Origin of the sequence: Streptomyces sp. NPDC005408 (assembly GCF_040606445.1) — a bacterium.
Lineage (GTDB): Bacteria > Actinomycetota > Actinomycetes > Streptomycetales > Streptomycetaceae > Streptomyces.
Genome location: NZ_JBEXEX010000007.1, coordinates 222,686 through 239,362, shown reverse-complemented (window position 1 = coordinate 239,362; position 16,677 = coordinate 222,686). Strand labels below are relative to the sequence as shown.

Genomic DNA, 16,677 nt, shown 5'->3' with positions numbered 1-16,677 from the left:
CGGACCGCTGCCACGATGATCCCTCCATACGCGGCCAGGTGCCGCAGGAATCGCTCACCAGCCGCGCGCCTCCCGCAGCAGCCGGTCACGCACGAGCGTGAGATGCGGGTTGTCCGTGGCCCCGGGGCGCTGGACGAGATAGCCGGTGTTGATGGGCGGATCCTCGGGCGCGAGCAGAGGCACCACCACGCCTGCCGCCAGCTCGCCCTGGCAGAGATAGCGCGGCAGCACGCTCATTCCGGCCCCCGCTGCGACGGCCGAGAGCACACCGCGCAGATCCGGCACGGTGAACGCGGCCTGCGCGTTCAGCCGGGTGCCGAAGACATGGCGCCAGTAGCGGCGGGCGATGGGCAGATCCTCCGCGTAGGTGACCAGCGGGACGCCGCGCAGAGCGGCGGGCCCCTCGGCGGCGACCCGGTCCTGCCAGACCCCGTCCCGGCCGATGCGCTCCGCCCACAGCGGCGATGCGATCAGCACGAACTCCTCGTCCATGAGCGGTACGGCGGTGAGGCTGCGGCCGCGCGGGCGGTGGGTGGAGATCACCAGGTCGTAGTGGCCCTGGCGCAGGCCTTCGAGCAGTTCGTCGGTGAGCCCGGTCGTGACCCTGAGCCGTACGCCCTGCTCGACCAGGGGCGCGAGGGCGGGCAGGGCGCGTACGCAGAGGAGCTCGGCCGGACCCGCGAGATGTACGGGATCGGCGGGGACGGTCTCGTCGAGGTGGCCGCGGTCGGCGACGGCGGCCAGGGCGTCCAGCGGGGGGGCGACCCGGGCGGCGAGGCCGTCGGCGACCGGGGTCGGCGTGACGCCGCGGGGCAGCCGCCCGAACAGCTCACGGCCCAGCTGCCGTTCCAGGGAGCGGATCTGGGTGGTCACCGTGGGCTGGGACAGGCCGAGCAGACGCGCGGCGGCAGTGAAGGAGCCCGCTCGATGGACCGCGAGGAAGGTCCGCAGCAGGGTCAGCTCGAGCGGTGCGTTCGTGGCGGCCTCCCGCATTCCCGCCGATCCATTGGATTCTCTATGGCTCATGGTGGTGAGCCTATTGGATCCGAATGACTCGGCGATTTAGGTTCGAGAACGTCAGCGAGAGCGACACCCGAGCGAAACTCAGCGGAGAGATGTGAGATGGCGAAGATCCTGTTCGTAATCACCGGCGCGGACCACTGGACGCTGGCGGACGGCACCCGGCACCCGACCGGCTTCTGGGCGGAGGAGGCCGTGGCTCCGTACCGGGCCTTCACCGCCGCCGGCCACGAGGTCACCGTCGCCACCCCCGGCGGCGTCGTCCCCACCGTGGACAGCGCGAGCCTGGCCCCCGAAGTGAACGGCGGTCCCGACGGCGCCGCCGCGGTGACGGCCGCCCTGGCGGAGATCTCCGCCCTGGAGCACCCGCTCAAGCTGGACGAGGTCGACCTCGCCGACTACGCGGCGGTCTTCTACCCCGGAGGGCACGGCCCGATGGAGGACCTGGCGGTCGATGCCGACTCGGGCGCCCTGCTCACGGCGGCGCTGGACTCCGGCAAGCCGCTCGGCGTGGTGTGCCACGGTCCGTCCGCGCTGCTCGCCGCGCGGCGCGAGGACGGCACGTCGCCGTTCGCGGGCTACCGGCTGACCGGCTTCACCAACGCCGAGGAGACCCAGGCCGGTCTTGCGGACAAGGCGAAGTGGCTGCTCCAGGACCGGCTCGTGGAGATCGGCGCGGACTTCCAGGAGGGCGAGCCGTGGGCCCCGCACGTGGTCACCGACCGCAATCTGACCACCGGCCAGAACCCGTCGTCGTCCGCCCCGCTGGCCGTCGAGATCCTCAAGGCGCTGGGCTGACCCCCTGAGTCGCTGGGCACGGTCGCGGCAGCACGGTGGGGTGCGGCAGCCCGCACCCCACCGGGTCCTTCCGTTCGGAACGTGCGCGTCAGCGCATGAGATCACATGGCCGCGTCCCCGCGAGCGCGGAGGCGGCTTGGACGGCGGACGTCCATGGCGGCCATGGCCAGGCCGAGCAGCAGGGCCACGGCACCGACGATGACATTGTTGACGACGGTCCGAGTCGTGTCGACGTTACCGACGACGACCCACGGAGAGATGATCGTCCAGGCTCCGATGGCAATCGCGCACCAGGCCATGGCGTGGGTCCGCTCGTATGCCGAGCCGAATCCGCCCATGCACAGGACGTAGGCGGCGCCGGTGATCAGGTTGCAGACGGCCAGAGAGGTGAGGTCGCTGAATCCTGCTATCCACGGCGAGGCGGCCAGGTACAGACCCGTCAGCAGGGCCAGTGTCTCGATCGCCTGGGCACGTGGAGTCGTGGTCGCCCGTTCGAACCGGGAGCGCATCTCGGCAAGATCGGGGTGTTCCTCAATGCTCGGATGGGTGGTCATTGCGGGCTGCCTCCAATTCAGAAGCCTTTATCTGCCCTTTATCTCCGATATAACGCTTCCCAGGGCGTTCCAGTCAACAGGCAGCCCATGAGCACCTCGGGCAGATGTGCCACCGGCCGCCCGCGGGGTGCCCGGGACCGGCCCGGAGAGCACCATGAGGTCATGGACGGACGCATCGGAGACATCAGCACACCAGGGCGCCTCGCGGAGCCCGACGAGGGCGTCGGCCTGGACGAACTGGCCCTCGCCGCCCGCAATCACGGGCTTCCGCTGGAGGCGCTGCGCTACGACCTCACGCCCGCCGGACTGCACTATGTGCTCGTCCACTACGACATCCCCGCCGCCGAGGCCGACGACTGGCAGCTGACCGTGAGCGGCCTGGTGCGCACCCCGCTGACCCTGGACATGCGGAGGCTGAGGTCGCTCCCGGCCGTCACTCACCGGGTGACGATGGAGTGCGCCGGAAACGGCAGGGCCCGCCTCCAGCCACGGCCGGTGAGCCAGCCGTGGCTGGTCGAGGCGGTCGGAACCGCCGAGTGGACCGGGGTGCCGCTGCGCACACTGCTCGCCGGGGCCGGTGTCGAGCCCGATGCCGTCGAAGCCGTCTTCACCGGGGCGGACCACGGCGTCGAGCGCGGCATCGAACAGGACTACCAGCGCAGCCTGCCGCTGTCGTCGGCCCTGGGCGAGGACCCTGAAGTGCTGGTCGCGTACGAGATGAACGGCCTTCCCCTGCCACCGCAACACGGCTATCCCCTGCGACTGATCGTCCCCGGCTGGTACGGCATGGCGCATGTGAAGTGGCTGCGCGACATCACGCTCACCGACACGGCGTTCACCGGATTCCAGCAGGCGGTGGCATACCGCCTGAGGCAGTCGCCCGACGATCCCGGCGAGCCGGTCGAGCGGATCGCCCCGCGCGCGCTGATGATCCCGCCCGGGTTCCCCGACTTCATGTCCCGGACCCGTGTCGTACGCCCCGGCGAAGTGCCGCTGGAGGGCCGGGCCTGGTCCGGTCACGCCCCGGTGACCAGGGTGGAGGTCAGCACGGACGACGACGGCTCCTGGAGCGAGGCCGCCATCGACCCGCCGGACGGGCACGGCTGGGCCTGGCGGCGCTGGCGGGCAGCGTGGTCCGCGACGCCGGGAAGCCATGTGCTGAGCGTCCGCGCGACCGACGCCGACGGCCGTACGCAGCCCCTCACTCAGCCATGGAACCGCGGCGGGTTCGCCAACAATCTCGTCCAGCAGATCTCTGTCCTGTGCCTGGAGAGCGACTGACCCTCACGTCTCCGCTACGGCAGTGCCTGCTCGGCCCAGATGGTCTTGCCGCTCGACGAATGGCGGGTCCCCCACCGGTGGGTCATCTGGGCGATGAGGAAGAGACCGCGGCCGCCTTCGTCGTCCGTGCCCGCGCGCCGCAGATGGGGTGAGGTGTGTCCGGTGTCGGACACCTCGCAGATCAGCGTCCGGTCGCGGATGAGCCGCAGATGGATGGGCCCGGAGGCATAGCGCATGGCGTTGGTGACCAGCTCGCTCACCACCAGCCCGATGGTGAAGACGAGATCGTCGTCCAGTCCCCACTGGGCGGCCCGCTCCGTGGCCATGGCGCGGGCCCTGCCGACCTCCTCCGGGTCAGGCTCCAGCTCCCATGTGGCGACCTGATGACTGCCCAGCATCCGCGTACGAACGAGAAGCAGCGCGGCGTCGTCGTCGACGGGACGGGGCAGCAGCTTGGCGACCGCACGGTCGCACAACTCGTCCAGCGTGCGTCGGTGCTCGGCGAGTACGCCCTGCAGGCCGTCGAGACCGGCGTCGATGTCCCGGTCGCGGCCGTGGACGAGTCCGTCGGTGAACAGGGCGACGAGGCTGCCCTCCGGGAGTTTCAGTTCCGCGGTCTCGAAGGGAAGTCCACCCAGGCCGAGGGGCGGTCCCGCCGGGATGTCGGGGAAGCTGACGGAGCCGTCCGAGGGATCGACCACAGCGGGCAGCAGATGGCCTGCGCGCGCCATGCGGCACAGCCCCGACACCGGGTCGTACACGGCATACAGGCAGGTCACGCCAAGGGCCTCGTCGTCGGCCAGCTCGACGCCGTCGTCGCGCGCGGCCGTCTGCTCGTCGGCCCCCTGCCCGAGCAGGTCGTCCAGACGTGCGAGCAGCTCGTCGGGCGCCAGGTCCAGCAGCGCGAGCACCCGTACGCTCGTGCGCAGCCGGCCCATGGTGGCCGCCGCTCGCAGTCCGTGGCCGACCACGTCCCCCACGACCAGCCCCACCCGCGCACCGGACAAGGAGATGGCGTCGAACCAGTCGCCGCCGACTCCGGCACTGCTGTCCGCGGGCAGATAGCGGTGGGCCAGCTCGACGCCGGTCAGCTGCGGCAGTTTCTGGGGCAGCAGACTGCGCTGGAGCATGAGGGCCGCTGCATGCTCCCGGGTGTAGCGGCGGGCGTTGTCGATACAGACGGCGACCCGGGCCGCCAGTTCCTCGGCCACCGCCAGCTCGCCGGGGTCGAAGGGGTCGAGGTGGCGGTCCCGGACGAAGGTGACCACTCCCAGCGTGATGCCCTCGGCGCACAGGGGCACGGCCAGCCGCGAGCGATGATGCGGCGGCTCGTCACCGCCCTCCGGGCCCGCCGACCGTTGCAGCGCGGGCCTGCCCGAGGCGAGGCTGCGTGCCTGGGGTGAGTCGGGGGCGTAGTCGATCCGCTGCCCCGTTGCGGGCTGTCCGCCTCCCGGCTCCTTCGCGTCGATCCCCGGCTCGGCCCCCATTCCCGGTTCGCCCCACACCCGGACGACGCTTCTCGCCTGCCGGGTACGCGGCGCGAGCTGATCGCCTTCGAGGACATCCTCCAGGAGATCGACCGTGACCTCGTCGGCGAACTGCGGGACGGCGACCGCGGAGAGCTCCCGGGCCGTGCGGGCGACGTCCAGGGTCGTGCCGACATGGGCACCGGCCCGTACAAGCAGATCCAGTCGCTGCTGCGCGAGATAGCGATCGGTGATGTCCACCGTCTCCTCGCACACACCCAGCGAGACCGACCCGGCGTCCTGCAGCCGGTAGTACGAGCACGACCAGACGTGATCACGATCCGGGTCCGAGGGCGGGCGGCCTCGGTAGTGCAGATCGATGACGGGCTCGCCGGTGACGAGCACCTGCCGCATGGTCTCCTCAAGAGTCTTCGGATACGGCCCGGCCGGCCCGGACAGGATTTCGCCGTGGGTCACCATGTCGTCCGGGCCGAGGCCCACGTACGTCGTGGTGCCCATCTCCTCGAACAGCGCGGCGTTCGTCCACACCACCAGCAGATCCGTGTCATAGATGGCCAGACCGACGGGCGACTGGGTGGCGAGCCCCCGGAGCATCGACTGGAGGGCCTCCCACTGCTCGGTCTCCTCCGCGTCGGCCAGTGCCAGGAGCCGTGCGGGACCTGTGCCCGCGTGGGCGAGCGACAGTTCCGTGGAGGTCACGCGGACGGCGCGGCCGTCCCGGTGGCGCATACGGAGCGTCCGCGCGGCGCGGACCGCGTCCGGCGGTTCCGCGGTCGCGTGATCCTGTTGCGAACGCTCCATCACCAAGGCGTCGATCCGGCGCCCGAGCACCTCCTGCGGCGCGTAGCCCAGCAGGCCCTGTGCCGTCGGGCTCCATCCGACGACCGTGCCGTCGGCGTCCAGGACGGCGGTGGCGGCCCTCGTGGCGTTGAGGGGCCCGCGCACGCTGTCGTCGTCGACGCGGTTCACCGTGCTCATGGCATGGTCCCGGTGCGGGAGACCGCCCAGCGGGCGGCGAGCAGCAGCGCGATGTCGTCGGGCCGGTCGGTGGCCTGCCGTGCCTCGTTCATGAGCCGGTCCGCCGTTCCGGCGAGCGAGGACGGGCCGACCTCGGCGAGCGAGGCGCGCAGCCGCTCTATCCCGAGGTCGATGTCGATTCCCGGCTGCTCCACCAGTCCGTCGGTGAACAGGGCGAGGACGTCGCCCTGCGCGAGCCGCAGTTCGGTTATTGGGTACGACGCGGCCATGTCTACGCCGAGCACGACCCCGCCACGGAGATCCAGAACCTCGGTCCTGCCGTCGGCGTGGCGCAACAGGGGCTGCGGATGCCCGGCCCGCACGGCCTGCGCGGCGCCGGTCACCGGGTCGAGGTCGACGTAGCAGCAGCTGGCGAACTGGCCGGGATCGAGGTCGATGAGCAGCCGGTTGGTGCCGCTCATCACCTCCTGCGGGTCGTGCCCGCTCAGCGCGAAGGCCCGTACGGCGCTGCGCAGTTGGCCCATGGTGGCCGCGGCGGAAACACCGTGCCCCTGTACGTCGCCGATGACCAGGGCAAGCCCCCGGTCGGTCTCGACGACGTCGTACCAGTCGCCGCCCACCTCCATGCCCTGGGTGCCGGGGAGATACCGCGCCACGGTCTCGACCTGGTCGAGCACGGGCAGCCGGTGCGGCAGCAGGGCGGCCTGCAGTCCACGGGCAACGGCAGCCTCGGTGTCGTAGCGCTGGGCTCGCTGGAGGGCCTGCGCGATGAGTCCGGCGAGCGCGGTCAGCACCGTGCGCTCCTCGGGGCTGAAGCCGCGCGGCTGGTCGAAGCCGAGGATGCAGGAGCCGACGGGCCGTCCGGATGCGATCAGCGGCAGGAAGGCGCGGGCGCCGACATTGGCGTCCATGGGGATGCCGGGGTAGGCATCGGAAAGCCGTTCCATGGACTCGAAGAACATGGGGCGGCCGGTGGTGAGCGTCTCCACGCCGGGCAGCCGTGCGTCGAGCGCGACCCCGTCGAAGCGGTCGAGGAAGCCCTTGGGGAAGCCGGTCTCCCAGGCCAGATAGAGATGCCGCTCGTTCAGCAGGTAGATCGCCAGCTGGCGGCCGCCGAACGCGGGCAGCAGTTCCTCGGTGACCACGGCGGACACCTGGCGGGCCGTGACGGCCTCCGTCAACGCGATCGCCAGGGCGACCGGGCGATAGAGCGCCGCCGCGCGGTCGGCCGGGGAGCCGAGCACGGCGCCGGGCAGGACGACGGACCCCGGCGCATACGCGGGCTGGTCGGAAGGGGCGACGGTGACGGTCAGGCCGTCGTGACCGGGATAGAGGGAGACCGACAGCCAGTCCTTGGGCGCGCGGCGGGCCATGAAGTGGATGGGGTCGCGGGAGAGCAGCGCGGCCCGGTAGTGGTCCTCGTAGGCGGGGTGCCCGAACCACGGCAGGACCTCCCACAGGACGCGTCCGGCCAGCTCCGAGCGGGGCTGGCCGAGCAGGACCTCCGCGCTGTGATTGACGTAGGTGATGCGCGCGAGCCGGTCGAGCGAGAAGACGCCGCTCGGCAGCCGGTCGGTCGCCTCGGCCACGATCGGGCCGGTGCCGAGATCCACCAGGAATCCCGTGAGACGGTGGCCCGCTCCGCCGTCGGGCGATTGTGCCCGGGCGGACAGCTCGAGCAGGTGGGGCCGTCCGTCGGGACCGCGCAGCCGCATTCTGCGGGATGCGGGGCGGCCCGACTCGGCCGCCTGGCGGGCGACGGTCCACAGCCCGTACATGTCCTCCGACGCCAGCAGAGCCGCAAGTGCATCGATGGTGCCGTCGAAGTCCGCCGGGTCGGTGCCGAGAATCGCGCACAGCTCGTCGTCGGCGTTCACGGCTCCGGTGCGCAGGTCCCAGTCGAAGCGACCGACCCGGACCGGCGGCGTGGTGACCGCGGGCAACTGGACGCACACGGGTTCGCCTTCCCACGCGACCGCATCCCCCTCATCGGCCAGCGCGGCGAGGGCGGTGGCTAGCTTCGTCGCCGCGTTGTGCATCCGCAGCCGGTCGGCGTGCGAGACCGGGTGTCCGGGCGTGGCCGGACGCAACACGGCCAGCACCCCGAACTTCTCGCGACCGCTGACGACGGGCGCGTACAGCGAGCCGAACGGGAACGGCAGACCGGCCATGAGCTGTGGAAAGCGCCGCATGGCCTCTTCGGCGTCGGCGAGGTGGACGGCCTGGCCCGAGCGGTGCGCCTCGGCCACCGGGAACGGCCGGTTCACATGCATACGCCACCAGGGCCGGAACAGCCGGCCGGGCAGCCCGGCGAGCACGCCCAGCCGCAGCAGCCCCGGCATCCGGGTGCGCAGATAGATGCCGCCCGCGTATCCGCCGACGGCCTCGATCGCCCCTACGGCGGCCTGTGCGAGCACCAGGGCGAGTTCGTCCGGAACTCGGTCGGTGCCGTTCGGTCTCCCGGGCTTCGCCACGCTCTCGCTCAGCGGGGCGCGCCCGGCCGCGCGGTACCAGGTCACACAGCCAGCATGCTCCCCGGCGGGCGCCCGGCGCATCTCCTTGCCCGCCGACCGTTCCCACAACATGTACGGGACACGGGGTACGTGTGTGAGGGCGCCGGCCTGGGGATGGTCGTGATCATGACACAGCTCTCGACCCCGACCCGACGCCCCTTACGTCAGCTGATCGCGGCGTCCGTCGGCAATGCCGTGGAGTGGTACGACTGGTACGCGTACACCTTCCTCGCCACGTACATCGCCGACCAGGTCTTCCCCAAAGGCTCCGGCAACTCCCTCGTACCGCTCCTGTCCACCTTCGCCGTCTTCGCGGTGGGCTTCTTCATGCGGCCGGTCGGCGGACTGCTGATGGGCGCGATCGCGGACCGGCGCGGCAGACGTGCCGCGCTGACCGTGACCATTCTGCTGATGGGCGGCAGCAGTCTGCTGGTCGGCCTGACCCCCACATACGCCTCCGCCGGGACCCTCGCGCCGGTCGTGCTGGTCGGCGCCCGGCTGCTCCAGGGGCTCTCCGTCGGCGGGGAGTTCGCGGCATCCACCACGTTCCTGGTCGAGTCGGCGGGTCCCGGGCGGCGCGGGCTGTTCTCCAGCTTCCAGTACGTCTCGACCACCGCCGGACAGCTCGCGGCTTCGGGGATCGCCGCCGCCCTGGTCAGCGGGCTCGGCGAGGCACAGATGGAGGGCTGGGGCTGGCGCGTGCCGTTCGTCGTGGGCGCGGCCCTCAGTCTCGTCGGGTTCTGGATCCGGCGCGGCGCGCACGAGACACGCAGCGAGGAACAGCAACAGGCCGCCCCCGCCGGGCTGTTCCACGCGCTGCGCCACTATGCCCGGCAGTCTCTCCTGATCTGCGGCATCACGGCGGGCGGCACCATCGCCTACTACACGTGGACCTCCTATCTGCCCACGTACGCCGAGCTCAACGCCGGTATCGACAAGGCCAACGCCCTGCTCGCGGGCACCATCTCGCTGGCCTTCTTCGCTCTGCTCCAGCCGCTTGGCGGCATGCTGTCCGACCGCTACGGCCGCAGGCCGCTGCTGCTCTTCTTCGGCGTGGGCTTCGCCCTGCTGAGCGTGGTCCTGCTGCGCTCGCTCACCGGCTCCTTCGGCTCACTGCTGCTGGTCCAGTGCACGGGGATGGTGCTCCTGACCGGCTTCACCTCGATCTCGGCGGCCGTCAACGCGGAGGTCTTCCCGGCCCGCGTGCGGGCGGCGGGCATCGGCTTCCCGTACTCCCTCACGGTCGCGCTCTTCGGCGGCACCGCGCCGTATGTGGGCACGCTGTTCAAGGAGATCGGCAGCCCGGGGCTGTTCCCCTGGTACGTCACCGCGCTCTGCCTCGTCTCCTCCGCGGTGTATCTGCGGCTGCCGGAGACCGCCCACAAGGAGCTGGAGCGCTGAGGCCGAGCCGGTGAACGGCTCCCTCAGAATGCGGAGTTGGCGAACCAGCGGGTCAGCAGATCCTCGTCCCCGGTGATCTCGAAAGCGTCCGCGGTGCGGTCGAGACGCCCGTACAGAAGAAGCAGCAGATCGGCCGCGGATCCATGGACGGTGGCGTCCGCAGAGGTGTCCGCGGACTCCTGGTCGACGCCGAAACCGTCGGGCCGCAGCCGGACCAGCCAGTCGCCGTCCGAGTCGGTGCAGCTGAAGCGCAGGGTTTCGCCACTGCCCAGCAGGTTGGCCACCTTGGGGGCGAAGGGTGAGGCGAAGGGCAGATTGACCAGGAACTCGTCCACTCCGTCGGCCGCGAGTTCGCGGTCGATCACGGGAGCAACTCCCAGGGCGAGTTCGGCGTCGACGCGGTGCACCAGGGTCTCGAACAGCATCCGCCGCACCCAGAACCTGGCGTGGTGATCGGCGCCCCACACCCACATCGGAGCATCGAGGTCGGTGACCGCGAACGCCTCGGCCGCCTCGGCCGCGCATGTCGTGAGCCAGTCCGCGTAACCGTCCTCGTCCGCCGGCAGCTTCAGCTCGACATCACGGCTGCGCGGGCGTTCCTGGACGAGCTGACGCAGCAGTACGGAGAACCAGCGCTGCACGCTTCCGGCGTGCCGGACGAGGTCCAGGAGCGTCCAGCCCGGACAACTGGGCACCGCAGTCGCCAGGTTCGCTCCCCCGACCACCTCCGCGAACCGGGCGGTCTCCGCCGCGACGGCGTCTCGATGAGCCGCGGACGCCAAGACCGCGCCGGACCCCGAACCGCGCGAACCCGACTGCGAACCCGACCCCGAATGATCCACCATGGCCATGCTGCTGCGCTTCCCGACCTGTCCGGCCCGGCGACCTGTCCGGCCGGGCGTCCTCACGCAGCCTGTCACAGCACCGGCTGCCGCCCGAACCCCACCCGCGCAGCTTCCCGCTCAGGACGCCTCGACAGCCGCCCTGATCCGCTGCCCGAACGCATCCGCGTCCTTGCGCGCCGCGCTCAGGGCGAAGCCCGCGATGAGCTTGCCGATGCCGTGGCCCTCAAGGATGTTGAAGATCCGCATCCGCGTATTGCCTTCGGGCGTGGACTCGAGGTCGTAGCCGCCCTCCTTGGCCGTGATCATGTTCTTCGAGATCTCGTTCCAGCGGATAGTGCTGGGCGGCGCGAACTCACTGATCCGGAACTCGCGCTTGGTCGTCATTCCGGCGTCTTTGACCGTGCTCTTGAACACGGTGCCCACCGCGGTCGGGCCGGCCGGCGTCTTTGCGATCTCGAGGACCCTGGGGCTGAATTTCGGATCGTTCTCGCCGTCCCCGAGAAAGGCGAAGACTTCCTCGATGGGGCGGCCGATCTCGACCGTTGCCTCGAACTGACCGGCCATGCTTCCTCCAGTGATCGCTCGCGCCCGGGCTGCGGCGTTCGGGCAGCATCTCAGACAGCCATGGTGCGCATATCGCTGTCGGGGCGGCCAGCGGGGAGACGGGTGGATGGCCTCCACGAGGACTACTGAATCTGCTGACCAGTCTCAAGCGCGGCGATCATCCGATCGAGCCGCGCCGCTCTGACATCGGGAGTCCTCGCCGTCAGAAGTCGGTGGATCACACCGTATCTGTTCGTTTTATTGAGTTTCCCGAAGGCGGTTTTCGCCCGCTCGTTTCCGTCAAGAGCTGCTGCGAGATCAGGCGGGACCGTGGCTTCCTTCTGTGATGCGTACGCCGCGGCCCAGCGTCCGTCCGCCTCGGCGGCCCCGACCGCCGCGAGGCCGGGCTCGCGCATACGTCCCGCCTCCGTCAGCGCCGCGACCTTGCGGATATTGACCTGCGACCAAGTACTCCGCGGCCGGCGCGGCGTGATCTTCTGCAGGAAGTACGACTCGTCGAGGGAACGGCGCTGACCATCGATCCAGCCGTAGCACAGCGCGACATCGATGACTTCCGCGGCCGTCACCGACGCAATACCGGAGCTCTTCTTGGCGAGCTTCAGCCATACGCCGGATTGCAGCCCGTGATGGTCACCGAGCCAGGACTCCAATTGAGCTGCGTCCTCGAAAGCGATGACTTCCAGGCCGTTGAACGATTCCATCGTGCCGCCTCCCGGGCTTGCGACTGCCTCACGTGATGGCACGTTAGCCAGCCTCTAGGCCAGTTTCTGTCCTAGATCCCCCCGGCCGAGGGTTCCGCGCCTTCGTCGAAGGAGGCGAGATAGGTGGCGGCCATGTCCCGCTCGCCCTTGCCCCGGCGCTGCAGGCGCTCGAAGCGAGCCACTCCCGCCTGAGCCAGATCGAGGCGTACGCCCGAGCGCTTCCCCGCGTCGACGATCAGCCGTGCGTCCTTGAGCGCGTTGTCGACCGAGAAGCTGGGCGTGTAGTCGTCGCTGAGGATCGCCTTGGCCTTGACCCGCAGGTACCCGCTGTCCAGCGGACCGCCGGAGACACTCTCGATGAAGGCCTGCGGATCCACGCCGAGCCCGCGCGCCAGCGCGAGCGCCTCGCCGGTCGCATGGGTCAGGGCGCCGACCCAGCTGTTCAGCACGACCTTGAGCCTGCTGGCGGCCGCGCGGGAACCGTCGTCGTCCACCCATGTGGTGCGCCGGCCCACGGCATCGAAGACGGGCGCCAGTGCGGCTCGCGTGCTGTCGGGCCCCGCTGCGAGGACCAGCAACTCCCCGGCCTCCGCGGGCTGGCGCGTACCGAGAACGGGGGCGTCGACGAACGTGAGGGAGCGCTGCCGGGCAAAGTCCGCAAGCTCGGCCGTCGCTGCATCCCCGACGGTCGCCGACTGGGCCCACACCGTCCCCGGGGCCAGGCCGTCGCTCGCCTCCCGCATGGCGGTGAGCACCCTCGGCCCGCCGTTGAGCACGGTCAGCACCACATCCGCGCCGGTGACGGCGTCCTCGGGGGATCCGGCACAGTACGCGCCGTCGGGCACGAGGGCTTCGGCCTTCGACCGCGTACGGTTCCACGCCCGGACCGGCAGCCCGGCGCGGAGCAGGTTCCGGGCCATCGCGGCGCCCATGATGCCGGTGCCGAGCACCGCCACCACGGGACGGGCCTTGTCGCTGCTTTCTGCTGCGGATGTGGTCATTCGAGTCGCCTCTCTGCGTCGGGGGTGCGGCCGACAACGCGTAGCCAACCAGCCGACCGCACCCCCTCGCATCCGGCGAGCGGAGCCGGCACGGTGCGATGCGGCCGCCCGCGGGTGAGTGGCGCCGGGTGGCCGTGTCCGCCCGTGATGTCAGCCGTTGCTAGGACATGACCAAAACACGACGCGTTCTCGCCGCCGTAGCCCTCGCCACCGGCGCCACGGCTCTGGCAGCCCCCGCCGCGAGCGCCGATGTCGCCCCCGACCACAAGATCGCCGCCACGAGCGTGATCGACGGTCTCGCCGCGAGCAACATCCCTGCCGAGCACCGGGCCGAAGTGCCGCCGGCCTCCGGCCAGCTCAGGGGGCTCGGGGGAGGAATCAACGAATTGAACAAGCTGCACCAGCTCACCGACCTGGTCGCGCCCGTCACCGGACTGCTTCCCGCCGTGCAGTAGCAGGCCGTACGCATCGGCCGGGCCTTCGACGACGACCGCCGCGCGGCGGCGTCAGACTCGCGGGGGGCCCGGCCTGGCCAACTCCCGCCCCCCATACCGGATTGAGCCATCCAGGGGTGCCGAGCGGCGCGTTCATTGACATGCCCGACTCAGATCTCTAGCGTCGGAACAGTTAGTAAAGGTTCCTAACTTGACCGCCGTTCCTGACTTGACCGCCGAAGCGCGGACGCTCCGAACAGCCCTCTGGGAGATCACCGTGGCCCACCGCCCCGCCCTGTCCCGGCGCCTGACCGCAGCTGCCGCCGTCCTCGGCCTGCTCCTCGCGCTCCATACGAGTACGACATCGGCCACGCCCGCCGCGCACTCCGCACGCGGACGCGCGGTGACCAAGGTCGCCGCCGCACCCGGCAGCAGGACCGCGCTGTCCGGCTATGCCATCCAGTCGACGGCCAAGGTCTCCGACTCCGCCGCCGCCGTCTCGAGCCCCGGCTACCCGGCCAGCGGCTGGTATCCGGCAGGGCCGCGGTCCACGGTGCTCGGCGCGCTGCTCGCGAACGGCACCTACGCCGATCCGTTCTACTCCACCAATCTCAAGAAGATCCCGGCGGCCGATTTCGACGTCCCGTGGTGGTACCGCTCGGACTTCACCGTCTCCGACACCTCCGAGCGCACCTACCTCGACTTCAGCGGAGTGATCTCCGCCGCCGATGTGTTCGTCAACGGCAGCCAGGCAGCGGACCGGAGTGCGGTGGCCGGCGCGTACACACACCATGAACTGGACATCACCGCCCTGGTGAAGGCGGGCACCAACACCGTCGCCTTCCGCATCCAGCCCAACGACCCCAGGAAGAACCTCACCATGGGCTGGATCGACTGGCTCCAGCCCCCGCCGGACGAGAACATGGGCATCGTGCGCGATGTGCTGGTCCGCCGCGGCGGCCCGGTGGCGCTGCGCGACACCCATGTGGTCACCAAGCTCGCGGTGCCCTCGCTTTCCTCCGCCGAGCTGACCGTCAAGGCACAGGCCCGCAACGACTCCGCCGATCCGGTCACCGCAACCGTGTCCGGCACCATCGGCTCCGTCACCTTCAGCCAGGACGTCAGCCTCGCCGCGCACCAGACGAAGACGGTCACCTTCACCCCGGCCGCGTACCCTCAACTGCGCCTGCAGGAAGCGCGCGTGTGGTGGCCCGCCACTATGGGTCAGCAGCCGCTGTACGAACTCGACGTGAGCGTCGCGGCCTCCGGGACCGTCTCCGACACCGCTCATCAGACCTTCGGCATCCGGGATGTGAAGGCGCCGCTGAACAGTGACGGCGCCCGCCAGTACAGCGTCAACGGCCGCCCGTTGCTCATCAAGGCCGGCGGCTGGTCCCCCGACGAATTCCTGCGCTGGGACCGTCGCTACGTCGAGGACCGGCTCAAGTACGCGCTCGATCTGGGGCTGAACACCATCCGCCTCGAGGGCCACATCGAGCCGGACGAGTTCTTCGACCTCGCCGACCGCTACGGCGTCCTGGCCCTGCCGGGCTGGGAGTGCTGCGACAAGTGGGAGGGCAACAACAACGGCAGCGAGCCCGGCGACAAGTGGGCCGACGCCGACTATCCGGTCGCGAAGGCGTCGATGGCCGCCGAGGCGTCCCGGCTGCGCGACCACCCCAGCGTCATCTCCTTCCTGATCGGCAGCGACTTCGCCCCCGACGCGAAGACCGAGAAGAACTACCTCGACGCTCTCGAGGCGGCCGACTGGTCCACTCCGGTGATCGCCGCAGCCTCGGACAAGTCATCGCCCGTCTCCGGCAGTTCGGGCATGAAGATGACCGGCCCCTACGACTGGGTACCGCCCAACTACTGGTACGCCAAGCGCGAGGGCGGAGCCACCGGCTTCAACTCCGAGACCAGTGCGGGCCCCGACATCCCCACCCTCGACACCCTGCGCCGCATGCTGTCCCCCGCCGAACTGGAAACGCTGTGGCGCAGCCCGTCCGCAAAGCAGTACCACCGCTCGCCGTCAAGCACCTTCAGCACCCTCAAGCTCTACAACAACGCGCTCGCCGGACGCTACGGAGCGCCCACGAGCCTCGACGACTATGTACGCAAGGCCCAGTTGGCCCAGTACGAGAACGTGCGCGCGCAGTTCGAGTCGTACGGACGCAATGCCTCCGACTCCTCCAAGCCCGCCACCGGCGTCGTGTACTGGATGTTCAACAGCGGCTGGACCTCACTGCACTGGCAGCTGCTGGACCGTTACCTGGACCAGGGCGGCGCCTACTCCGGGGCCAAGAAGGCCAATGAGCCGCTGCACGTCCAGTACTCCTACGACAGTCGCTCGGTCGTTCTCGTGAACAACCGGCACGCTGCCGCCTCGGGGCTCACCGCGCGCGTGACGCTGTTCAACACCGACGGCACCGAGAAGTACGACAGGACCGCATCCAGCCTCAGTGTCGGCGGCGACGGGGCGAAGACGACCGCGCTGACGCTGCCCACGTCGGTCGGCGGGCTGTCCACGACGTACCTGGCCAGGCTGGTGCTCGCCGACGCCACGGGCAAGGAAGTGAGCCGTAACGTCTACTGGCTCTCCACCAAGGCCGATGTCCTCGACTGGGCCAACACGGACTGGTACTACACACCCACCACCGCCTACGCCGACCTCAAGGGCCTGGGCTCCATGGCGGAGGCGACCGTGTCCGCCACCGCGAGCACCACGACGGGCGGCGACGGGAACTCCACGACCACGGTCACGGTGCGCAATACGGGCACGGGCCGGACCCCGGCGCTGCTCACCGACGTCCATGTGGTCAATGCATCGGGTGCACCCGTCCTGCCCGTCCAGTGGTCCGACAACCAGGTCAGTCTCTGGCCGGGCGAATCGGCGACGCTCACCGCCACGTACCGCACGAGCGACCTGCACGGTTCCGCGCCCCGTCTGCGGATCTCCGGCTGGAACACTCCGACGACGACGGTGGACGCGCGCTGATCAGTGTACGGAGCTGCCGGTGGCTGCCCGTTCTCGTTCTCGGCCCCTTGCGACCACGGTGAGTGAGCTATGTTGAGCGGAAGTGGGACGAGAAGGAGTGAC

13 protein-coding genes are annotated in these 16,677 nt (G+C 70.3%); 5 read left to right on the top strand and 8 right to left on the bottom strand.

All coding sequences use genetic code 11. The annotated features are described in order from the left end of the window. Positions 1-54: 54 nt before the first annotated feature. Positions 55-1,026 carry a LysR family transcriptional regulator gene (locus tag ABZS64_RS10460; protein ID WP_355826006.1) on the bottom strand — a complete coding sequence of 324 codons (972 nt, stop codon included), beginning with the start codon at positions 1,024-1,026 and terminating at the stop codon, positions 55-57. A 96-nt stretch (positions 1,027-1,122) separates the two neighbouring features. Here ABZS64_RS10460 and ABZS64_RS10455 point away from each other — a divergent pair, with 96 nt between their 5' ends. Next, complete coding sequence (locus ABZS64_RS10455; RefSeq protein ID WP_355826004.1) at positions 1,123-1,818, top strand: type 1 glutamine amidotransferase domain-containing protein; 696 nt, start codon at positions 1,123-1,125, stop codon at positions 1,816-1,818. Between the two features lie 101 nt (positions 1,819-1,919). Here the strand turns inward: ABZS64_RS10455 and ABZS64_RS10450 are convergent, their stop codons facing one another. Beyond that, positions 1,920-2,372 carry an SPW repeat protein gene (locus ABZS64_RS10450; protein WP_355826001.1) on the bottom strand — a complete coding sequence of 151 codons (453 nt, stop codon included), beginning with the start codon at positions 2,370-2,372 and terminating at the stop codon, positions 1,920-1,922. Positions 2,373-2,534: 162 nt separating this feature from the next. Here ABZS64_RS10450 and ABZS64_RS10445 point away from each other — a divergent pair, with 162 nt between their 5' ends. Continuing rightward, positions 2,535-3,653 (top strand): sulfite oxidase, encoded by a 1,119-nt coding sequence (locus tag ABZS64_RS10445; RefSeq protein ID WP_355825999.1) that lies wholly within the window; start codon positions 2,535-2,537, stop codon positions 3,651-3,653. Between the two features lie 14 nt (positions 3,654-3,667). On the opposite strand, the gene ABZS64_RS10440 is transcribed toward ABZS64_RS10445, so the two are convergent. Next, positions 3,668-6,118 carry a SpoIIE family protein phosphatase gene (locus ABZS64_RS10440; protein ID WP_355825996.1) on the bottom strand — a complete coding sequence of 817 codons (2,451 nt, stop codon included), beginning with the start codon at positions 6,116-6,118 and terminating at the stop codon, positions 3,668-3,670. Next, on the bottom strand, positions 6,115-8,673 hold the full coding sequence (locus ABZS64_RS10435; RefSeq protein ID WP_355826073.1) for a SpoIIE family protein phosphatase: 2,559 nt from the start codon (positions 8,671-8,673) through the stop codon (positions 6,115-6,117). Before ABZS64_RS10435 ends, ABZS64_RS10440 begins: the two co-directional genes overlap by 4 nt. 84 nt (positions 8,674-8,757) lie before the next feature. On the opposite strand from ABZS64_RS10435, the gene ABZS64_RS10430 reads away from it, so the two are divergent. After that, on the top strand, positions 8,758-10,032 hold the full coding sequence (locus ABZS64_RS10430) for an MFS transporter (protein WP_355825993.1): 1,275 nt from the start codon (positions 8,758-8,760) through the stop codon (positions 10,030-10,032). 23 nt (positions 10,033-10,055) lie between these two features. On the opposite strand, the gene ABZS64_RS10425 is transcribed toward ABZS64_RS10430, so the two are convergent. The 4 genes from ABZS64_RS10425 to ABZS64_RS10410 form a co-directional block, all read right to left on the bottom strand. Continuing rightward, complete coding sequence (locus ABZS64_RS10425) at positions 10,056-10,877, bottom strand: maleylpyruvate isomerase family mycothiol-dependent enzyme (RefSeq protein ID WP_355825990.1); 822 nt, start codon at positions 10,875-10,877, stop codon at positions 10,056-10,058. A 117-nt stretch (positions 10,878-10,994) separates the two neighbouring features. Continuing rightward, positions 10,995-11,441 (bottom strand): SRPBCC family protein, encoded by a 447-nt coding sequence (locus tag ABZS64_RS10420; protein ID WP_355825989.1) that lies wholly within the window; start codon positions 11,439-11,441, stop codon positions 10,995-10,997. Between the two features lie 122 nt (positions 11,442-11,563). Then, a complete protein-coding gene (locus ABZS64_RS10415) occupies positions 11,564-12,142 on the bottom strand; it encodes a YdeI/OmpD-associated family protein (RefSeq protein ID WP_355825986.1) in 579 nt (192 codons plus the stop codon). 71 nt (positions 12,143-12,213) lie between these two features. Next, positions 12,214-13,143 carry an NAD(P)-dependent oxidoreductase gene (locus tag ABZS64_RS10410; RefSeq protein WP_355825983.1) on the bottom strand — a complete coding sequence of 310 codons (930 nt, stop codon included), beginning with the start codon at positions 13,141-13,143 and terminating at the stop codon, positions 12,214-12,216. 167 nt (positions 13,144-13,310) lie between these two features. On the opposite strand from ABZS64_RS10410, the gene ABZS64_RS10405 reads away from it, so the two are divergent. Next, positions 13,311-13,598: a hypothetical protein gene (locus ABZS64_RS10405; RefSeq protein WP_355825980.1), complete on the top strand. Its 288-nt coding sequence runs from the start codon at positions 13,311-13,313 to the stop codon at positions 13,596-13,598. Positions 13,599-13,854: 256 nt separating this feature from the next. Continuing rightward, entirely contained in the window at positions 13,855-16,575 is a 2,721-nt protein-coding gene (locus tag ABZS64_RS10400) for an exo-beta-D-glucosaminidase (protein WP_355826070.1), read from the top strand. Positions 16,576-16,677 lie beyond the last annotated feature (102 nt).

Bases quoted from the DNA above. Each gene is read 5' to 3' on its own strand.
- ABZS64_RS10460 (WP_355826006.1), bottom strand. From the start codon at position 1,026: ATGAGCCATAGAGAATCCAATGGATCGGCGGGAATGCGGGAGGCCGCC.
- ABZS64_RS10455 (WP_355826004.1), top strand. From the start codon at position 1,123: ATGGCGAAGATCCTGTTCGTAATCACCGGCGCGGACCACTGGACGCTG.
- ABZS64_RS10450 (WP_355826001.1), bottom strand. From the start codon at position 2,372: ATGACCACCCATCCGAGCATTGAGGAACACCCCGATCTTGCCGAGATG.
- ABZS64_RS10445 (WP_355825999.1), top strand. From the start codon at position 2,535: ATGGACGGACGCATCGGAGACATCAGCACACCAGGGCGCCTCGCGGAG.
- ABZS64_RS10440 (WP_355825996.1), bottom strand. From the start codon at position 6,118: ATGAGCACGGTGAACCGCGTCGACGACGACAGCGTGCGCGGGCCCCTC.
- ABZS64_RS10435 (WP_355826073.1), bottom strand. From the start codon at position 8,673: ATGCGCCGGGCGCCCGCCGGGGAGCATGCTGGCTGTGTGACCTGGTAC.
- ABZS64_RS10430 (WP_355825993.1), top strand. From the start codon at position 8,758: ATGACACAGCTCTCGACCCCGACCCGACGCCCCTTACGTCAGCTGATC.
- ABZS64_RS10425 (WP_355825990.1), bottom strand. From the start codon at position 10,877: ATGGTGGATCATTCGGGGTCGGGTTCGCAGTCGGGTTCGCGCGGTTCG.
- ABZS64_RS10420 (WP_355825989.1), bottom strand. From the start codon at position 11,441: ATGGCCGGTCAGTTCGAGGCAACGGTCGAGATCGGCCGCCCCATCGAG.
- ABZS64_RS10415 (WP_355825986.1), bottom strand. From the start codon at position 12,142: ATGGAATCGTTCAACGGCCTGGAAGTCATCGCTTTCGAGGACGCAGCT.
- ABZS64_RS10410 (WP_355825983.1), bottom strand. From the start codon at position 13,143: ATGACCACATCCGCAGCAGAAAGCAGCGACAAGGCCCGTCCCGTGGTG.
- ABZS64_RS10405 (WP_355825980.1), top strand. From the start codon at position 13,311: ATGACCAAAACACGACGCGTTCTCGCCGCCGTAGCCCTCGCCACCGGC.